Origin of the sequence: Streptomyces sp. NPDC046887, assembly GCF_040644755.1 — a bacterium.
In the GTDB taxonomy this organism is placed as follows: Bacteria; Actinomycetota; Actinomycetes; order Streptomycetales; family Streptomycetaceae; genus Streptomyces; species Streptomyces lichenis.
Genome location: NZ_JBEYXH010000049.1, coordinates 1 through 17,525 on the forward strand (window position 1 = coordinate 1; position 17,525 = coordinate 17,525).

At 72.5% G+C, this 17,525-nt stretch carries 12 protein-coding genes; 7 read left to right on the plus strand and 5 right to left on the minus strand.

Features of this window, described 5'->3' with window-relative positions:
* Window positions 1-155: 155 nt before the first annotated feature.
* From ABZ945_RS30160 to ABZ945_RS30175, 4 genes are all read right to left on the minus strand, one after another.
* The gene (locus ABZ945_RS30160) at window positions 156-362 is read right to left on the minus strand and encodes a hypothetical protein (protein WP_361275974.1); all 207 of its coding nucleotides are present in this window, start codon (window positions 360-362) and stop codon (window positions 156-158) included.
* Between the two features lie 65 nt (window positions 363-427).
* Window positions 428-1,249: a hypothetical protein gene (locus ABZ945_RS30165; RefSeq protein WP_361275977.1), complete on the minus strand. Its 822-nt coding sequence runs from the start codon at window positions 1,247-1,249 to the stop codon at window positions 428-430.
* A gap of 196 nt (window positions 1,250-1,445) precedes the next feature.
* Window positions 1,446-2,501 (minus strand): metallophosphoesterase, encoded by a 1,056-nt coding sequence (locus tag ABZ945_RS30170; protein ID WP_361276047.1) that lies wholly within the window; start codon window positions 2,499-2,501, stop codon window positions 1,446-1,448.
* Window positions 2,502-2,757: 256 nt separating this feature from the next.
* Complete coding sequence (locus ABZ945_RS30175; protein ID WP_361275981.1) at window positions 2,758-3,864, minus strand: LacI family DNA-binding transcriptional regulator; 1,107 nt, start codon at window positions 3,862-3,864, stop codon at window positions 2,758-2,760.
* Between the two features lie 572 nt (window positions 3,865-4,436).
* Here ABZ945_RS30175 and hisC point away from each other — a divergent pair.
* The 5 genes from hisC to ABZ945_RS30200 all read left to right on the plus strand — a co-directional run bounded on the left by hisC (window position 4,437) and on the right by ABZ945_RS30200 (window position 14,027).
* Window positions 4,437-5,537: a histidinol-phosphate transaminase gene (gene hisC, locus ABZ945_RS30180; RefSeq protein ID WP_361275984.1), complete on the plus strand. Its 1,101-nt coding sequence runs from the start codon at window positions 4,437-4,439 to the stop codon at window positions 5,535-5,537.
* Window positions 5,538-5,823: 286 nt separating this feature from the next.
* Window positions 5,824-7,347, plus strand: coding sequence for a cytochrome ubiquinol oxidase subunit I (locus ABZ945_RS30185; RefSeq protein ID WP_361275986.1), 1,524 nt, complete (start codon window positions 5,824-5,826; stop codon window positions 7,345-7,347).
* A 21-nt stretch (window positions 7,348-7,368) separates the two neighbouring features.
* On the plus strand, window positions 7,369-8,373 hold the full coding sequence (gene cydB, locus ABZ945_RS30190; RefSeq protein ID WP_361275989.1) for a cytochrome d ubiquinol oxidase subunit II: 1,005 nt from the start codon (window positions 7,369-7,371) through the stop codon (window positions 8,371-8,373).
* 117 nt (window positions 8,374-8,490) lie between these two features.
* A complete protein-coding gene (gene cydD / locus ABZ945_RS30195) occupies window positions 8,491-12,213 on the plus strand; it encodes a thiol reductant ABC exporter subunit CydD (RefSeq protein WP_361275992.1) in 3,723 nt (1,240 codons plus the stop codon).
* 107 nt (window positions 12,214-12,320) lie between these two features.
* Window positions 12,321-14,027, plus strand: a complete 1,707-nt coding sequence (locus tag ABZ945_RS30200; protein ID WP_361275994.1) for a GAF domain-containing protein — start codon at window positions 12,321-12,323, stop codon at window positions 14,025-14,027.
* A gap of 150 nt (window positions 14,028-14,177) precedes the next feature.
* Here the strand turns inward: ABZ945_RS30200 and fabG are convergent, their stop codons facing one another.
* Window positions 14,178-14,882, minus strand: a complete 705-nt coding sequence (gene fabG / locus ABZ945_RS30205) for a 3-oxoacyl-ACP reductase FabG (RefSeq protein ID WP_361275997.1) — start codon at window positions 14,880-14,882, stop codon at window positions 14,178-14,180.
* Window positions 14,883-15,268: 386 nt separating this feature from the next.
* On the opposite strand from fabG, the gene ABZ945_RS30210 reads away from it, so the two are divergent.
* Both ABZ945_RS30210 and ABZ945_RS30215 read left to right on the plus strand, forming a co-directional pair.
* Window positions 15,269-16,162, plus strand: a complete 894-nt coding sequence (locus tag ABZ945_RS30210) for a helix-turn-helix domain-containing protein (RefSeq protein ID WP_361276000.1) — start codon at window positions 15,269-15,271, stop codon at window positions 16,160-16,162.
* 44 nt (window positions 16,163-16,206) lie between these two features.
* Window positions 16,207-17,235, plus strand: a complete 1,029-nt coding sequence (locus ABZ945_RS30215) for an MBL fold metallo-hydrolase (protein WP_361276002.1) — start codon at window positions 16,207-16,209, stop codon at window positions 17,233-17,235.
* The last annotated feature ends 290 nt before the right edge of the window (window positions 17,236-17,525 follow it).

Below are 17,525 nucleotides of genomic sequence, written 5' to 3' on the forward strand. Positions count from 1 at the left end.
CGTCGGGGGAGAGCAGTTCCAGCAGGCGGAAGGCGTCGTCGGCGTGCTCGGCCACCCGCTGCTCGGCCTCGGCCGCCGCCAACCGCGATCCGGAGCAGTTCCCCGACCCGCACCGCTTCGACCTCCACCGCTCCGGGACCCGGGTGCCCGCTGGTTCAGTGCGTCGCCAGCCAGCCGATACCCGCGGCGCAGACCAGGCCGGCGCAGGCGAGGGCGGCGGGACGGTGCCGACGCAGCGCCTGGCCGACCAGCAGAGCGGTGAGCAGCACGGCGATGGTGCCGATCGCTCCGGGCAGCAGCCCGTTGCTGTAGCCGAGCTCGCGCCCCTCGTCGGCCAGCCACACCAGCCACGCGAACCTCATGTGCTCATCTTCCTCTGTCCGGGGGCGGTTTCACGGGAAACCTACCGACCCGGCGCACCCGGGAGTCAGTCGGGCCGGTGCTCCGGGCCGCCGAAGTCCGGACTGGTGAAGTCGGGGCTGGTGAAGGCCGGACGGGAGCCGGAGGAGCCCTCCCGGGGACTGGAGAACTCCGGCCCGCTGTAGCCGACCTTGGGGATGCGGCTGATGGGCCGGGGTGGCGCGCCGGAGGCCGGATCAGCGCTGGGATCGGCCAGGGCGGTGCGCAGGAAGGGCAGCAGCCCGCGCTCCAGCAGTGCGTGCAGCCAGGCCTCCCGGGCCCGGGCGACCTCCTCGGGCAGCTCACCGCCCGGCTGCTGGGCCGGGACCTGGGTGGAGCTGTTGCGCACGGCGGTGATCAGCAGGGCGACGGCCGCGGCCAGGATGCCGGCGGCCATCACGGCGGCGAAGAACCAGCCCGCCGTGACCAGTGACTCGGCGAACGAGGGCACCGCGTCGAACACCTTCAGCACCGACCCGGTCAGCAGGAAGATGACCGCCGCCGTCCCGGCGAGCACCGGGGCCAGCACGGTGACCATCACCCCGAGGCCGGCGCCGGGGCCGTCATCCGGATCGGCGCTCGGCTGGAGGACGGAGCTGATCGCGGCCAGCCCGGTCGGTGCGCGGGCTTCTTCCCGGACCCGGACATAGTGGTCGTACTCCGAGGCGGCGGCCGAGCAGATCAGCGCGATCGCGCCCATGGCCATGGTGCGCAGCTGCTCGGAGTTGAGCCGCTGTCCGATCCCGGTAAGGTCCGGGCGGTCGTGCGCGGTGCGCAGTGTCTCGTCGAGGAGGCGGTCGAACTCGACGCGGTCCTCGGCCGGCAGACGCGGAGCCTTGCTCATGTGCATCCATCCCCCGATGCTCCGTAGGGCCTGCGTGCCCGAGCGGACCGGGCAGTCGGGCAGAAACGGAGGAGAGCCTGCTACGGAAATACCGATGGTAGAGCCGTAGCGGCCGGGGGTGACAGGGAATTAGCCGAAATCGCTGCGTCCGGTTGCTCTCAGTGGACCGGTCACCCAGCCGCCCGGTCGCCCGGTCGACCGGTCAGTTGAGCAGCGGGAGTTGGACGACCAGCAGCTTGCCGGCCATGGTCACCCCGCCGTCCATGGCGATGGCCAGGCCGTCGGCGTACACATGCGGACCCTCGATAACCGGGCCGCTGCCCTCGTCGTCCTCGGAGCCCACCTCGCCCAGCAGATAGGGGATGGGGCTGTGGCCGTGGACCACGCGCTGACCGCCATAGGCGGCCATCAGCTCCTGTGCGGCCATCGTGCCGCCCTCGTCCCGGAAGGCGAAGCGCTTGGTGAGCTTGCGGAACAACTCCCAGCACTCGTCGGCGTCATTGCGGGTGAGCACGGAGTGGACGGTGTCGTTCACGTCCTCGATGGTGTCGCCGTAATCCAGGTAGGCGGTGGTGTCCGAGTGCACCAGGAGGTGGCCGTCCTCCTCCACCACCGCGTCCAGCCGGGACATCCACTGCAGATGGACGTCCTGGAGGCGGTCCATATCGCTCTTCTGCCCGCCGTTGAGCAGCCAGGCCGCCTGGAAGGTGGCCGTCCCGGCGCCGGAGTTCACCGGGGTGTCGCCGAAGCGCTTGGCGCCGAGCAGCAGCAGCTCGTGGTTGCCCATGAGCGCCTTGCAGTAGCCGCCGGCGGCGGCCGCCTCGGCTGACAGCCGCATGACCACGTCGATCACACCGATGCCGTCGGGGCCGCGGTCGGTGAAGTCGCCGAGGAACCACAGCCGGGCGTTCCCGGCGGCCCAGCGTCCCTCGTCGTCGATGAGGCCCTCGGCGCGCAGGGCCGCGAGCAGCTCGTCCAGATAGCCGTGGACATCGCCGACCACGTACAGCGGACCGGGCCCGCCGTCGCCCGGCGCGGGCGCCGGGGCGGACTCCGGGTCGACGGCCACCTGGACCGTGTCGCCGCGGTTGATCACCGGCAGATCCCGCTCGGTGGGGGTGTAGCCCTCGGGCACCGCGCCCTCGGGGAAGGCGTTGCCGGGGTGCCCCTGCACGGGCACCTGGGCGTACGGAGGTACACGGAAGTCGCGCAACGTCTCCGTCCGCACCACGGGTCCTTGACCGGCCCCCTGAGTCATCGACCCCTCCACCACCGTCGCCACGCCCTGCACCTGGCGGACCTGCCTGGTCGAGGCGGTCCGCGGTGTCGTCCGCCCATCATAGGAATGCGCCTCGCCGTCTGTGACGCACCAGGGGTGGTGAATCCTGCGACGGTCCCTCTCGGGTGGTCGTTATCGCCCCACATGGTGGGTTCTGTAGGGATGACCCGGGCCGTCCCCCACCTCGGGTGGCGGACGGCCCCGCGGCCGCGACCGGCAGGATCGCCCCTGATGGTCACTCCTGGGAGGGGGTCCGGGGCGGACTGACGGTGGTGCGCGGCGGCCTGCGCTGCGAGGAGGTGCGGATGATCAGCTCGGTCGGTATCACCTGCTCGACCGGCCGCTCGGAACCGACGCCCTCGATGGCGTCGATCAGCAGCTGGACGACGGCGGTGCCGATCCGGCGCGGCTTCAGCGAGAGCGTGGTGACCGGCGGTTCCGTGGTGGCGTAGGCCGGGGACTCGCTGCAGCACACCAGGAGCAGGTCCTCCGGGACGCGCAGCCCGTAGCGGCGGGCCGCCGCCAGCAGATCGGTGCCGTTGGGGTCGAACAGCCCGTACACGGCGTCCGGCCGGTCGGGGCGGGCGAGCAGCCGGTCGGCGGCCACCGCTCCGGCGCACGGGTCATGGGCCGGGTAGGCCTCGTACACCGGCTCCTGGCCCACCCGGGCGCACCAGTCGAGATAGGCGGTGGTGGACAGCCGGGTGTAGGTGTCGGTGCTGGTGCCGGTCAGCAGGCCGATCCGGCGCGCCCCGGCCGCGGCGAGGTGGTCGAGCAGGTCGAGGACGGCGGCCTCGTGGTCGTTGTCGACCCAGGCGGTCACCGGCAGGGTCCCGGCCGGGCGGCCGTCGGAGACCACCGGCAGCCCCTGGCGGACCAGTTCGGCGACGACCGGGTCGTGGTCGGAGGGATCCACGACGACGGTGCCGTCGAGGGCGACGTTGGACCACACGTCATGGCGGGAGGTCGCCGGGAGGATGACCAGGGCGTACCCCCGGGCCAGCGCCGCGGAGGTCGCGGCCCTCGCCATCTCGGCGAAGTAGGCGAACTCGGTGAAGGTGAAAGGTTCATCCCCGTAGGTCGTCACGGTCAGGCCGATGAGGCCGGACTTGCCGGTACGGAGGGTGCGGGCCGCGGCGGAGGGGCGGTAGCCCAGCCGGTCGGCGACCTCGCGGACATGGCGGCGGGTGGCGTCCGGGAGCCGGCCCTTGCCGTTGAGCGCGTCGGAGACAGTCGTGATGGAGACACCGGCCGCGGCGGCCACATCCCGGATGCCCGCTCGCTGCTGCCGGCTCCCCCGGGGCTGTGTCCGGGTCACCTGGTGCTTCCCTGCTGCTGTCATGGCGAGCCGATAGTAGGGCGACGGCGGGCGGTTGAGCCGGTCGCATATTCAGCCGTTGACAGGCACGTTTCTGCAAGGCCTGAAACACCAAATGCCATGCAATCGCAGGTGGTTGGCGGGTCCGGCGGCCCGCCGCCGCTTGTCGCCGCGCATGTGCCTGCCAAGAACGCCCGGCTGGTGCGGGCTCTCAACTCACCTCTACGGGGGACGCGCGCCAGGGAGTGAGCCAGGGGCGCGCGCCATGCTCGCGAACGCCCCCCTGACTGCCGACCCCGGCTGTCCTGCCCCCCTCGGCCCCTTGGTCTCCCGGCCCCCTCCGGCCCCGGCCCCCTGGCACCCGGCTCCCTCGGACCTCCGGGCCCCCGACCTCCTGGCCCCCGACCTCCTGGCCCCCGACCTCCTGGCCCCCGCTCCTCGGGCCCCCGTCCTCCGGGCCCTTGCCTTCGGCTCCCGCCCCCCGGCCCGGTGACCGCGGGTGCGTGGCCGATTACCGGAAATCGGCCATTCGCAGCGGGGCGGAATCCTCATAAGGTGAGCAGCATTGGTGGCACGTTCGGTCGAGGAGGACCACAGTGAGCGAGACGAGCGGGACCAGCGGCACGGGACCCAGGCTGCGCGCCGTACTGGACGGCATCCCCACCTACAAGCCGGGCCGGCCCGCGGCGGCCGGGGGACCGGTCGCGTACAAGCTGTCCTCCAACGAGAACCCCTATCCGCCGCTGCCCGGGGTGATGGAGCGCGCGCTGGCCGCCGCCGCCGCTTTCAACCGCTACCCCGACATGGGCTGCGGGGAGCTGGTGGCCGAGCTCGCCGAGCGCTTCGGGGTGCCCGCCTCGCACATCGCCACCGGCACCGGCTCGGTGGGCGTCGCCCAGCAGCTCGTCCAGGCCACCGCGGGCCCGGGTGACGAGGTGATCTACGCCTGGCGGTCCTTCGAGGCGTACCCGATCATCGCCCAGGTCAGCGGCGCGACCTCGGTGCAGGTGCCGCTCACCGAGGGCGATGTGCACGACCTGGACGCGATGGCGGAGGCGATCACCGACCGCACGCGGCTGATCTTCGTCTGCAACCCCAACAACCCCACCGGCACCGTGGTGCGCCGGGCCGAGCTGGAACGATTCCTCGACCGGGTGCCGTCGGACGTGCTGGTGGTGCTGGACGAGGCGTACAAGGAGTTCATCCGCGACCCCGAGGTGCCGGACGGCTGCGCGATCTACCGCGACCGCCCCAACGTCGCCGTGCTGCGCACCTTCTCCAAGGCGTACGGGCTGGCCGGTCTGCGGGTCGGGTTCGCCATCGCGCACGAGCCGGTGGCGGCGGCGCTGCGCAAGACCGCGGTGCCGTTCGGGGTGAGCCAGGTCGCCCAGGACGCCGCGGTCGCCTCGCTGCGCGCGGAGGACGAACTGCTGGGACGGGTGGGGTCGCTGGTGGGCGAGCGCACCCGGGTGTACGAGGGGCTGGCCGGCCAGGGATGGACGGTGCCGGAGTCCCAGGCCAACTTCGTCTGGCTGCGGCTGGGGGAGCGGACGGTGGACTTCGCCGCGGCCTGCGAGCGCGCGGGTGTGGTGGTGCGGCCGTTCCCCGGCGAGGGGGTGCGGGTCACCATCGGCGAGACCGAGGGCAACGACATCTTCCTGCGCACGGCGGAGGCGTTCCGCAAGGAGCGCTACTGACGGATCGGTCGCGCGGGGGCGGTCGGGCCTGGTGCCCGGCCGCCCCTCCGTATGCCCGCTGACCCACCGCCCGGGCCGCGCACCGCCCCGGCCGGACTCAACAAGGTGTTGAGGTCTCGGTGAGGGGACCCCGGTTTCCGGTACGGATTTCGTGTGAGTCATAATAGCTTGTGATTGTGAACGCATTCACAAGCGGGCCTGGTTCCTCCCATGATCCACCGGTATGGACGAGGCGCGACGCAAGGACGTCCGGACCATAGGACGTAGGCCGTAAGGAGCAGCTGACGTGGACCTGGCTCTGGCGCCAGAGACGCTGGCGCGGTGGCAGTTCGGTATCACGACCGTCTACCACTTCCTCTTCGTCCCCCTGACCATCTCTCTGGCCGCGCTCACCGCGGGGCTGGAGACCGCCTGGGTGCGCACCGGGAAGGAGAAGTACCTCAGGGCCACCAAGTTCTGGGGGAAGCTCTTCCTCATCAACATCGCGATGGGTGTCGTCACCGGCATCGTCCAGGAGTTCCAGTTCGGCATGAACTGGTCCGACTACTCGCGCTTCGTCGGGGATGTCTTCGGTGCGCCGCTCGCCTTCGAGGCGCTGATCGCCTTCTTCTTCGAGTCGACCTTCATCGGGCTGTGGATCTTCGGTTGGGACAAGCTACCCAAGCGGATCCACCTGGCCTGCATATGGATGGTGTCGATCGGCACCATCCTCTCCGCCTACTTCATCCTGGCGGCCAACTCCTGGATGCAGCACCCGGTGGGCTACCGGATCAACCCGGCCAACGGCCGGGCCGAGCTCACCGACTTCTGGGCGGTGCTCTCCCAGAACACCACCCTCACCCAGGTCTTCCACACCATGTCCGCCGCCTTCCTCACCGGTGGCGCGTTCATGGTCGGCATCGCCGCCTTCCACCTGGCCCGCAAGAAGCATGTGCCGGTGATGCGCTCCTCGCTGCGGCTGGGGCTGGTCACCATGGTGATCGCCGGGATGCTCACCGCGATCAGCGGCGACTTCCTCGGCAAGGTCATGTACCAGCAGCAGCCGATGAAGATGGCCGCCGCCGAGGCGCTGTGGGAGGGCGAGAGCCCCGCGCCGTTTTCGGTCTTCGCCTACGGGGACGTCGACAAGGGCCACAACAAGGTCGCCATCGAGATCCCCGGGCTGCTCTCCTTCCTCGCCCACAGCGACTTCGAGTCCCATGTCCCAGGCATCAACGACACCAACAAGGCGCTCCAGGAGAAGTACGGCCCGGGCGACTACCGGCCCAACATCCCGGTGGCCTACTGGGGCTTCCGCTGGATGATCGGCTTCGGCATGGCCTCTTTCTCGCTCGGCCTGCTCGGGCTCTGGCTGACCCGCAAGCGGTTCCTGCTGCCCCAGCGGCTGCGCACCGGCGAGGACGAGGTGCCCCAGCTGGTGCTGTTCCGGACGCCGCTGAGCCCCAAGTTCACCCAGCTGTACTGGCTGGCGGCGCTGTGGACCCTCGGCTTCCCGCTGATCGCCAACTCCTGGGGCTGGATCTTCACCGAGATGGGCCGCCAGCCCTGGGTGGTCTACGGGGTGCTGCAGACCCGCTCGGCGGTCTCCCCGGGTGTCTCCCAGGCCGAGGTGCTCACCTCGATGGTCATCTTCACCGCGCTGTACGCCATTCTCGCGGTGATCGAGGTGAAGCTGCTGGTCAAGTACGTCAAGGCCGGTCCGCCCGAGCTCACCGAGGCCGACCTCAACCCGCCCACCAGGATCGGCGGCCACGATCGGGACGCCAAGGACCCCGAAGCCGCCGACCGGCCGATGGCCTTCTCCTACTGATCGACGAGGACTGGAAGCGCCATGGAACTTCACGACATCTGGTTCGTCGCCATCGCCATCCTGTGGATCGGCTACTTCTTCCTGGAGGGGTTCGACTTCGGGGTCGGCGTCCTGACCCGGCTGCTCGCCCGTGACCGGACCGAGAAGCGGGTGCTGATCAACACCATCGGTCCCGTCTGGGACGGCAACGAGGTGTGGCTGCTCACCGCCGGAGGGGCCACCTTCGCCGCCTTCCCGGACTGGTACGCCACCCTCTTCTCCGGCTTCTACCTGCCGCTGCTGGCCATCCTGGTCTGCCTGATCGTCCGGGGCGTCGCCTTCGAGTACCGGGCCAAGCGCCCGGAGGAGTCCTGGCAGCGCAACTGGGAGCGGGCCATCTTCTGGACCTCCCTGGTCCCCGCCTTCCTCTGGGGCGTGGCCTTCGCCAACATCGTGCGCGGGGTGCCGATCGACGCCGAGAAGGAGTACGTGGGCACGCTCTTCGACCTGCTCAACCCGTACGCCCTGCTCGGCGGAGTGGTCACCCTCACCCTGTTCACCTTCCACGGGGCGGTGTTCACCGCGCTGAAGACGGTCGGGGACATCCGGCTGCGGGCCCGCAGGCTGGCGTTCACCCTGGGCCTGGTCACCGCCGCGCTGGCGGTCGGCTTCCTCGGCTGGACCCAGCTCTCCCGGGGCGACGCCGGCAGCCTGGTGGCGATGGGCATCGCGGTGGTGGCGCTGCTGGCCGCGCTGGTCGCGGTGAAGGCCGGACGCGAGGGCTGGTCGTTCGCGTTCTCCGGCGTCACCATCGCCGCCGCGGTGGCGATGCTCTTCCTGACGCTCTTCCCGAACGTCATGCCCTCCTCGCTGGACCCGGCGTGGAGCCTCACCGTCTCCAACGCCTCCTCCAGCCCGTACACCCTGAAGATCATGACCTGGTGCGGAGCCATCGCCACCCCGCTGGTGATGCTCTACCAGGGCTGGACCTACTGGGTGTTCCGCAAGCGGATCGGCACCCAGCACATCGCCGACGCCGCGCACTAGCGACCACGTCGCGCTGGAGGTGTTTCACGTGAAACATCGCCCGATGTTTCACGTGAAACCCTCCGCCCGCCGCCTTCCTCCGTCTCCCACCACCGCCCACGGCAGGGGATGTTCCACGTGAAGCCCATCGACCCGCGTCTGCTCCGGTACGCCCGGGCCACCCGCCTCTTCCTGGCCGCGGTGGTGCTCCTCGGCGGCATCGGCGCCGTACTGGTCATCGCCCAGGCGATGCTGATCGCCGAGCTGGTGGTCGGCGCCTTCCAACGGGACCTCGGGGCCGGGGAGCTGACCGCCCCGCTGGTGCTGCTGGCCACCACCGCCGTCGGCCGTGCGCTGGTGTCCTGGCTGACCGAGCTGGCCGCCCACCGGGCCGGTGCGGCCGTCAAATCCGAGCTGCGGGGACGGCTGCTGGAGCGGGCGGCCGCGCTGGGCCCAAGCTGGCTGAGCGGGCAGCGGGTGGGCTCCCTGACGGCCCTCGCCGTCCGGGGCGTGGACGCGCTGGACGACTACTTCTCCCGCTATCTGCCCCAGCTGGGCCTGGCGATCGTGGTCCCGGTGGCGGTCCTGGCCCGGATCGTCACCGAGGACTGGGTGTCCGCCGCCATCATCGTGGGCACCCTGCCGCTGATCCCGATCTTCATGATCCTCATCGGCTGGGCCACCCAGAGCCGGATGGACCGCCAGTGGAAGCTGCTCTCCCGGCTGTCGGGCCACTTCCTGGATGTGGTCGCCGGACTGCCCACACTGAAGGTGTTCGGCCGCGCCAAGGCCCAGGCCGAGGCGATCCGCTCCATCACCTCGGAGTACCGGCAGGCCACCGTCCGCACCCTGCGGATCGCCTTCCTCTCGTCGTTCGCCCTGGAACTGCTCTCCACCCTCTCGGTGGCCCTGGTCGCGGTCGGCGTCGGCATGCGGCTGGTCCACGGCGACCTCGACCTCTACACCGGGCTGGTCATCCTCATCCTGGCGCCCGAGGCCTATCTGCCGCTGCGCCAGGTGGGCACCCAGTACCACGCCGCCGCCGAGGGCCTGGCCGCCGCCGAGGAGATCTTCGCGGTGCTGGAAACCCCTCTCGACCGCCCTGCCGCCGACGCCACGAAGGCCACCGGCACCGCGGACGCCATGAAGGCCACCGGCACCGCGGACGCCCGGGAGGCCGCCGGTACCGCCGACGCCCCTCGTCCCCGGGGCGGTGCGGCGGTGCCGGACCACCCGCGCATCGTCCTGGACCGGGTGACCGTACGGCACCCCGGCCGCACCAAACCGTCTCTGCGGGAGGCCTCCTTGGTGGTGGAGCCCGGGGAGACGGTGGCCCTGGTCGGGCCGAGCGGCGCGGGCAAGTCCACCCTGCTCGACGCGGTCCTCGGCTTCGTACGCCCCGAGGAGCGGCCCGAGGGCGGCAGCGGCGTCCGGATCGGCGGCACCGACCTGGCCGACCTCGATCTCGACCAGTGGCGCTCGCGCATCGCCTGGGTGCCGCAGCGCCCCCACCTCTTCGCCGGAACCATCGCCGACAATGTGCGCCTGGCCCGGCCGGACGCGGACGACCAGGCGGTGGCAGCGGCGCTGCGGGACGCGGGCGCCGAGGAGTTCGTCGCCGCACTGCCCGACGGGTCAGCGACCGTGCTAGGCGAGGACGGCGCGGGACTCTCCGCGGGCCAGCGCCAACGGCTCGCGCTGGCCCGGGCTTTCCTCGCGGACCGCCCGGTGCTGCTGCTGGACGAGCCGACGGCCGCGCTGGACGGGCGGACTGAGGAGGCCGTGGTGGCCGCCGTACGCCGGCTCGCCACCGGTCGTACGGTGCTGCTGGTCGTCCACCGCCCCGCGCTGCTCGCGGTGGCGGACCGAGTGGTCGCCCTGGACGGGCCCGCCTCCGCCGCCGCACCCCGCCCGGACATCACTCCCCGACCGGTGGACGGCCCGCTCGACGACACCTTCACCGAGACCTTCGGACTGGTCGGCGGAGTGCGCACCGGACCGGGCGTCCGCCACGGCACGCACGGCACCGGCCCGGTGGTGCCCGCGGCCGGCCGGACGGCCCGCGCCCTCACCCGGGTACGGGACGCGGCCGCCCCGCTGCGCGGACGGCTGCTGCTCGCCCTGCTGCTGGGCAGCCTCGCCCTGAGCTGCGCCGTCGGTCTGCTGGCGGTCTCCGGCTACCTCATCTCCCGCGCCTCCCAGCAGCCGCCCGTCCTCTATCTGATGGTGGCCGTGACGGCCACCCGCGCCTTCGGCATCGGCCGGGCCGTGTTCCGCTACGCCGAGCGCCTGGTCTCCCACGACGCCGTACTGCGGACGCTCGCCGAGCTGCGGGTCGGCGTCTACCGCCGGCTGGAGCGGATCGCCCCGGCCGGACTGCGCGACCGGGGCCGCGGCGACCTGCTGTCCCGGCTGGTGACCGATGTGGACGCGCTCCAGGACTACTGGCTGCGCTGGCTGCTGCCGGCCGCCACCGCCGCGATCGTCTCCAACGCCGCGGTCGCCTTCACCGGCTGGCTGGTCCCCGCGGCCGGCGCCGTACTCGCCGCCGGACTGCTGCTGGCCGGGGTGGCCGTGCCCCTGCTGACCGGCGCCATCGCCCGCCGCGCCGAGGCCCGGCTCGCGCCCGCCCGCGGGGTGCTCGCCGGCCGGGTGGTGGACCTGTTGCGCGGCTGCGCCGAGCTGACCGTGGCGGGCGCCCTGCGCGACCGGCTGGACCGGGCCCGGGGAGCCGACGGTGCCCTCACCGCGATCGCCACCCGGCAGTCCGCCGCGACCGCGCTCGGCGCCGGACTGACCACCCTGGTCACCGGGGTCACCGGGGCGGGCGCCGCGCTCGCCGGGATCCTCGCCGTGCACGACGGGCGGCTGGACGGTGTCGCCCTCGCCGTCGTCGTCCTCACCCCGCTCGCCGCCTTCGAGGCCGTCACCGGGCTCCCGCTGGCCGTCCAGTACCGCCAGCGCGTCCGGCGCAGCGCCGAGCGGGTGTACGAGGTGCTGGACGCGCCCCTGCCCGTACGGGAGCCCGAGCAGCCGCGCCCGGCGCCCGCGGGCCCCTTCCCGCTGGAGCTGGACGGGATCTCGGCCCGCCACCCCGGCGCCGACCGCGACGCCCTGACCGGGGTGCGGCTGCGGCTGGAGGCGGGGCGGCGGATCGCGGTGGTCGGTGCGTCCGGCTCCGGCAAGACCACCCTCGCCCAGACACTGCTGCGGTTCCTGGACACCCGTGAGGGCACGTACCGGATCGGCGGCGAGGACACCGCCGCCCTGGACGGGGACGAGGTGCGCCAGCTGGTCGGGCTCTGCGCCCAGGATGCCCACCTCTTCGACAGCTCCATCCGGGAGAACGTGCGCCTGGCCCGGCCCGGCGCCACCGAGGCGGAGCTGCGCGAGGCGCTCGCCCGGGCCCGGCTGCTCGACTGGGCGGACGCTCTGCCCGACGGCCTGGACACCCTGGTCGGCGAGCACGGGGCCCGGCTCTCCGGAGGGCAGCGCCAGCGGCTCGCGCTCGCCCGCGCCCTGCTGGCCGACTTCCCGGTCCTGGTCCTGGACGAGCCCGCCGAGCACCTGGACCTCGCCACCGCCGACGCGCTCACCGACGACCTGCTGCGCGCCACCCGCGGCCGGGCCACCGTGCTGATCACCCACCGGCTGCACGGACTGGAGGCGGTGGACGAGGTGCTGGTGCTGGAGGCCGGCCGCATCGTGCAGCGCGGCCCCTACAGCGCCCTCGCGGCGGTGGACGGCCCCCTGCGCCGGATGCTCACCCGCGAACAGGCCGCCGACCGGCTCCGCTCCAGCCCGACCGTCCCCGCCCCGGCCGCCCGCCCCGGCCGGGACCACCGGGTCCCGGTCGCCTGATGGACCTGTACCCGCAACCGGAGCCGGCCGGATCGCCGCGACGTCCATCCGAGCCACCGGGCATAGCCGACTTTCCGTGACGGATCGGGCTTACTACGCTCAGTGGCATGGCCCCGCCCGACCCCCAGGACTCCCCCGGCCCTCCCTCGGAGGCGACCGGGCTCCCGCCGGGTCCGGACGACGGGCCCGGTGACCGTCTGCCGCGGCTGCTGGAGGCGGTGCGCCTGGTGGGCACCGGGCTGGAACCGCACTCCACCCTCGACCGGATCTGCCGGACCGCCGCCGCACTCACCGACGCCCGCTACGCGGCGATCGGCGTGGTGGACGAGGACGGCGGCGGGCTGGCGGACTTCGTCACCCACGGCGTGCCGCCGGATACCGCCCGGGAGATCGGCCGCCGCCCGGACGGCCGCACCGGGCTGCTCGGAGCCCTTCTCCACCATCCCGAGCCGCTGCGCCTCACCGATCTGACGACCGATCCGCGCGCCGCCGGCCTGCCGGCCGGGCATCCGCCGATGCGGAGCTTCCTCGGTGTCCCCATCCGGGTGCACGGGGAGGTGTTCGGCCATCTCTACCTCACCGAGAAGCGTGGCGGGGCGCGGTTCGACGAGGGCGATCTGCACACCGTGCGGGTGCTCGCCGCCGGAGCGGGGACGGCCATCGGCAACGCCCGGCTGTACGAGGCCTCCCGTCGGCGGGAGGCCTGGATCGACGGATCGGTCGCCGTGACCACCGCGCTGCTGTCCGGTTCCGACGCCGACGAGGCGCTGTCCGTGGTGGCCGAGCAGGCCCGCGTACTCGCCGGGGCCCGGGCCGGCATCGTTCTGCTGCCCACCGCCGACGGCGGACTGGAGGCGGTGGCGGTCTCCTCCGACGGGCCGGAGGCCCTGCTGGGGGCGGTCGCGCCGGCCGGGAGCCCGGCCGTCGCCCTGCTGCTGGCCGGGGAGCCGGTGGTCGTCACCGACGCGGCCACCGACCCCCGGCTGCGGGGCATGCCGGCGCGGCGGTCCGGCCCCGCGCTGCTGCTGCCGCTGCGCAGCGGCGACCGGGTGCTGGGCGCCCTGGTCATCCCCCGGGCGCCCGGCGAGCGGCCGTTCACCGAGGCGGAGCGCGCCCTGGCGGCCCGGTTCGCCTCCCAGGCCGCGCTGGCGCTGAGGGTGGCCGATGCCCAGCGCGACCGCGAGCGGCTCGCCGTACTGGAGGACCGCGACCGTATCGCCCGCGATCTGCACGACCTGGTCGTCCAGCGGCTGTTCGCCGCCGGGATGGCGCTGGAGAACGCGCAGCGCACCTCCGCCGTACCGGCCGTCCGGGAGGGGGTGGGCCGGGTGGCCGAGGAACTGGACGTCACCATCCAGGAGATCCGCACCGCGGTGTTCGCCCTCCAGCAGGGCCCGGCCGACCCACCGGCCGGTCTGCGGACCCGGGTACTGCGGGAGATCGCCCTGTCCGCCGTCGCCCTCGGCTTCACCCCGGAGTACCGCCTCACCGGGCCGGTGGACACGGAGATCGGCGAGCTCACCGGCAGGAACCTGGTGGCCGCGTTGCGCGAGGCGCTGTCCAACGCCTTCCGGCACGCGCACGCCGACCGGGTCCTGGTCGAGGTGGACGCCCGGGTGACGCTGCCCGGCGGCATTCCCGGCGTACGGCTGACCGTGGCGGACGACGGGGTCGGGATGCCGCAGGACGGCCGGCGCAGCGGGCTGCGCAACCTGGCCCGGCGGGCGGAGTCGCTGGGCGGTTCCTGCCACTGCGGCCCCGGCCTGGGCGCGGACGGCGGTGGGACCTCCGTGGTCTGGGAGGCCCCGAGGTAGCCGCCGAGCAGAGGACGGCTACCTCGGGGCCTCCGCCGGGCCGCGCTGCCCACCGGCACCCGCACCGGTCCCGGCACTGGCACCGGTCCCGGGTGTCGGCCGCCCTGACGGCCCCGGCCGGTCACGCGGGACCATCGGGCTGCCGGGAGGTCAGTGCCCCATCCCCGCCCCGCCGTCGACCGGCACCACGGCACCGGTGATGTAGCCGGCCTCCTCGGAGGCGAGGAAGGCGACCGCCGCGGCGATCTCCTCGGGGCGGGCCAGCCGGGCCAACGGGATCTGCTCGACCAGGTTGGCACGCTGCTCGTCGCTGAGGCCGCTGCTCATCGCGGTCTCGGTGAGCCCGGGCGCGACCACGTTGCAGGTGATGCCGCGCGAGCCGAGCTCGCGGGCCACCGAACGGGCGAGGCCGACCAGCCCGGCCTTGGAGGCGGCGTAGTTGGCCTGGCCGCTCTCCCCGCGCAGGGCCACGGCCGAGGAGATGAGCACCACCCGGCCCTTCTTGGCGCGCAGCATGCCGCGGGTGGCGCGCTTGACCACCCGGAAGGCGCCGGTGAGGTTGGTGTCCAGGACCGAGGCGAAGTCGCCCTCGCTCATCCGGAGCAGCAACGCGTCCCTGGTGACGCCCGCGTTGGCTATCAGCACCTCCACGGGGCCGTGCTCGGCCTCGACCTTCTGGAACGCGGTGTCGACCTGCGCGGCGTCGGTGATGTCGCACTCCACGGCGAGCAGGCCCTCGGGCGGCTCCCCGGTGCGGTAGGTGACGGCCACGCGGTCTCCGGCGGCCTCCAGACGGCGGGCGATGGCCAGGCCGATGCCTCGGCTGCCACCGGTGATCAGGACTGAACGGGACACGCGGGCGGTCCTTTCCGAGACTCTGTCAGCTGTGTGCCGCAGTCAACCAGCCGGGCCGTTCCCCGCGCACACCCTCAATCGACAGTGAAAAGGGCGGAGGCCGAAATGACTGCGATGCGAACGGTCCCCGGCGGTAGTGTGACGGGCACATCTTTCATCGCAGGTGACATCCGATCAGCCCCCGATGAGGCGTTCGGTGCTTCGAGGGAAGGGGGGAGAGGCGTGCGACGTACCGGTCGGCGCGGGCCGTGTCCGCGGGGCACTGCGGTCGGACCCGTCCCCGTCCTCGCAGGCGCCCGCCCGGGGATCCCCGCGCAGGGTGGCGGCGCCCGTCGCCGGACGGTCGGGGACCGTCCTGTCCGAGTCGGCGCAGGAGAGGCTTCGCGTTGAGCAACAAGGAGGCGCTGCAGCAACTGCTGCGCTGGAAGCGACAGCAGATAGACCCGGTCGAGCTCGGCTGGCTGAGGCGTTCCGGCCGGGGCCGGCGCTCCAAGGGCCTTTCCCAGGCCCAGGTCGCCCAGGCGCTCTATGTGTCCGAGCGCACCTACGCCGACCTGGAGCGCGGCGACACGGCCACCCCGAGCACGGACCTGCTCGACAGCGTCGCCCAGGTGCTGCGCATGGAGGAGCGGGAACGCACCGCCCTGTATGTCTACGCCCTCGGGTACGAGCCGCCGATCCCGATGGATCCCACCGCGGGCAGCAATGTGGCCCCGGCCTGGCAGCACGCCGTCAGCAACGTCGCCGGCCAGCCCTGCTACATCAACGACGTGGCCTGGAACGTGCTGGCCGCCAATGACGACTTCATCCGGATGTTCCCGCAGGTGCCCGGTGAGCCGCCTCGGCTGCCGGAGCAGAACCTGATGCGCTGGATGCTGCTGCGGGAGGAGTCCCGCGAGCACCACCTGGTCGACTGGGAGAAGCGGTGGGCGGAGCCGGTCGCCGCCCAGTTGCGCACCTCCGTCGCGGCACGCCCGGACAACGAGGAGCTCCAGCGGCTGGACCAGGAGGTCAACGACGACCCGGTGGCGGGGCCGATCTACCGGAACCACAACGTGGCCTATGTCCACCCGGACGGCGACTCCCGCCGGATGCGCCACGCGGGCTTCGTCCCGGAGGACGGCAACGACACCCGGGACCACTGCTGCGACCGCCATGTGGTCTCGCAGTCGGGCATCGTGACCATGTGCGCGGCGCAGCCCTTCGGCAGCCCGGGTGCGCGGTTCTTCCTGCTGGTCTTCCAGCCGGACGGTCGGAAGGCACCGGCCGCATCGGCCTGAACGCCGTTCACCGGCCACAATGTCTGTCCATGAAACGTCTGTCCATGAAACCCACTGCGCACTTCGGACCGATCGCTCCGGGCGTCTATGTGTGGCAGCCGGACGGCGGGGCGGCCTGGGGGCTGGCCAACTGCGGTGTGATCAGGGCCGGGGGTGAGGCGCTGATCGTCGACACGCCGTACACACCCGCCCTGACGGACGCCTTCCTGGCCGCGGCGCGAGAGGTGATCGGGGCCGGCACCCCGCTGAACCGAGTCGTCGTCACCCATGCCAACGGCGACCACACCTGGGGCAGTCAGCAGCTCCCGGGTGCCGAGATCATCGCGACTCAGGCGGCGCTGGAGCACCAGTGCGTGGAGCCGACCCCGGGCCAGTTGCACGCCCTCGTCCATGACTCCGATCCGGACCAGCCACTGGGTTGGTACTTCCGCCGCCACTTCGGCGCGTTCGACTTCTCCGGTATCACGGTCCTGCCGCCCACCACGACGTTCACCGGGCGCCATGAGCTGACGGTCGGCGGGACGCCCGTCGTCCTGTACGAGGCCGGGCCCGCGCACACCGTCGGAGACCTGTTCGTCCATCTGCCCGAGCAACGGGTCGTCTTCGCCGGCGACCTCGTCTTCGCCGGGGACCATCCCTCGCACTGGGCGGGGCCCCTGGAGCTGATCTCGGCGGCCTGCCGGCGGATCCTGGACCTCGAACCCGAGTGGATCGTCCCCGGTCACGGCCCGCTGTTGACCCCCGACGGGCTGCGGGAGCACCTCGGCTACCTCGACGACCTCGCCGCGCAGGCCCGTCTTCTGCACGGCCAGGGCAGGTCCGCCCCGGAGGCGGCCCGGCTGCTCATCGCGGAGGACCGCTATCCCGGTCTCGGCCTGCCCGAGCGGCTGGCCATCAGCCTCAGCACGGAGTTCCGGCATCTCGACGGCAACCGCACCGTCCCCGAGCTGCTGCTGCCGATGGAGCACGCCGCCCGTATCGCCCGGGACCGGGCCGTGCTGACGGAGCACACCGGACAGCCGGACGCCGATCGGGCCACCACGCCCGGAACGGTCCCGATCCAGGCCTCCTGACGAGACACCTCCCGAGAAGACACCTCCTGAGAAGACACCTCCTGAGAAGACACCTCCTGAGAAGACACCTCCTGAGAGGACACTGCCTGAAGAGGAACTTCCTGAAAGGGAATTTCCTGAAAACGAACTACCGGAAGCGCGACTGCCGGAAGGAACCCTTCCTGGCACTTCCCGCGGCTGTGGAGAAGCATCTGAGCCGAGAGGAACTTGGCACCGCTTCTGTCGGTGCCACAGCCCGGCCCGGGACTCACCGGGCCGGCAACGGGGGAGCCTCTCTCCGCACCCGCGAC

Coding starts and splice junctions, on each gene's coding strand:
- ABZ945_RS30215 (WP_361276002.1), top strand. CDS start 16,207: ATGAAACCCACTGCGCACTTCGGACCGATCGCTCCGGGCGTCTATGTG.
- ABZ945_RS30200 (WP_361275994.1), top strand. CDS start 12,321: ATGGCCCCGCCCGACCCCCAGGACTCCCCCGGCCCTCCCTCGGAGGCG.
- ABZ945_RS30160 (WP_361275974.1), bottom strand. CDS start 362: ATGAGGTTCGCGTGGCTGGTGTGGCTGGCCGACGAGGGGCGCGAGCTC.
- ABZ945_RS30165 (WP_361275977.1), bottom strand. CDS start 1,249: ATGCACATGAGCAAGGCTCCGCGTCTGCCGGCCGAGGACCGCGTCGAG.
- ABZ945_RS30170 (WP_361276047.1), bottom strand. CDS start 2,501: ATGACTCAGGGGGCCGGTCAAGGACCCGTGGTGCGGACGGAGACGTTG.
- cydB (WP_361275989.1), top strand. CDS start 7,369: ATGGAACTTCACGACATCTGGTTCGTCGCCATCGCCATCCTGTGGATC.
- ABZ945_RS30175 (WP_361275981.1), bottom strand. CDS start 3,864: ATGACAGCAGCAGGGAAGCACCAGGTGACCCGGACACAGCCCCGGGGG.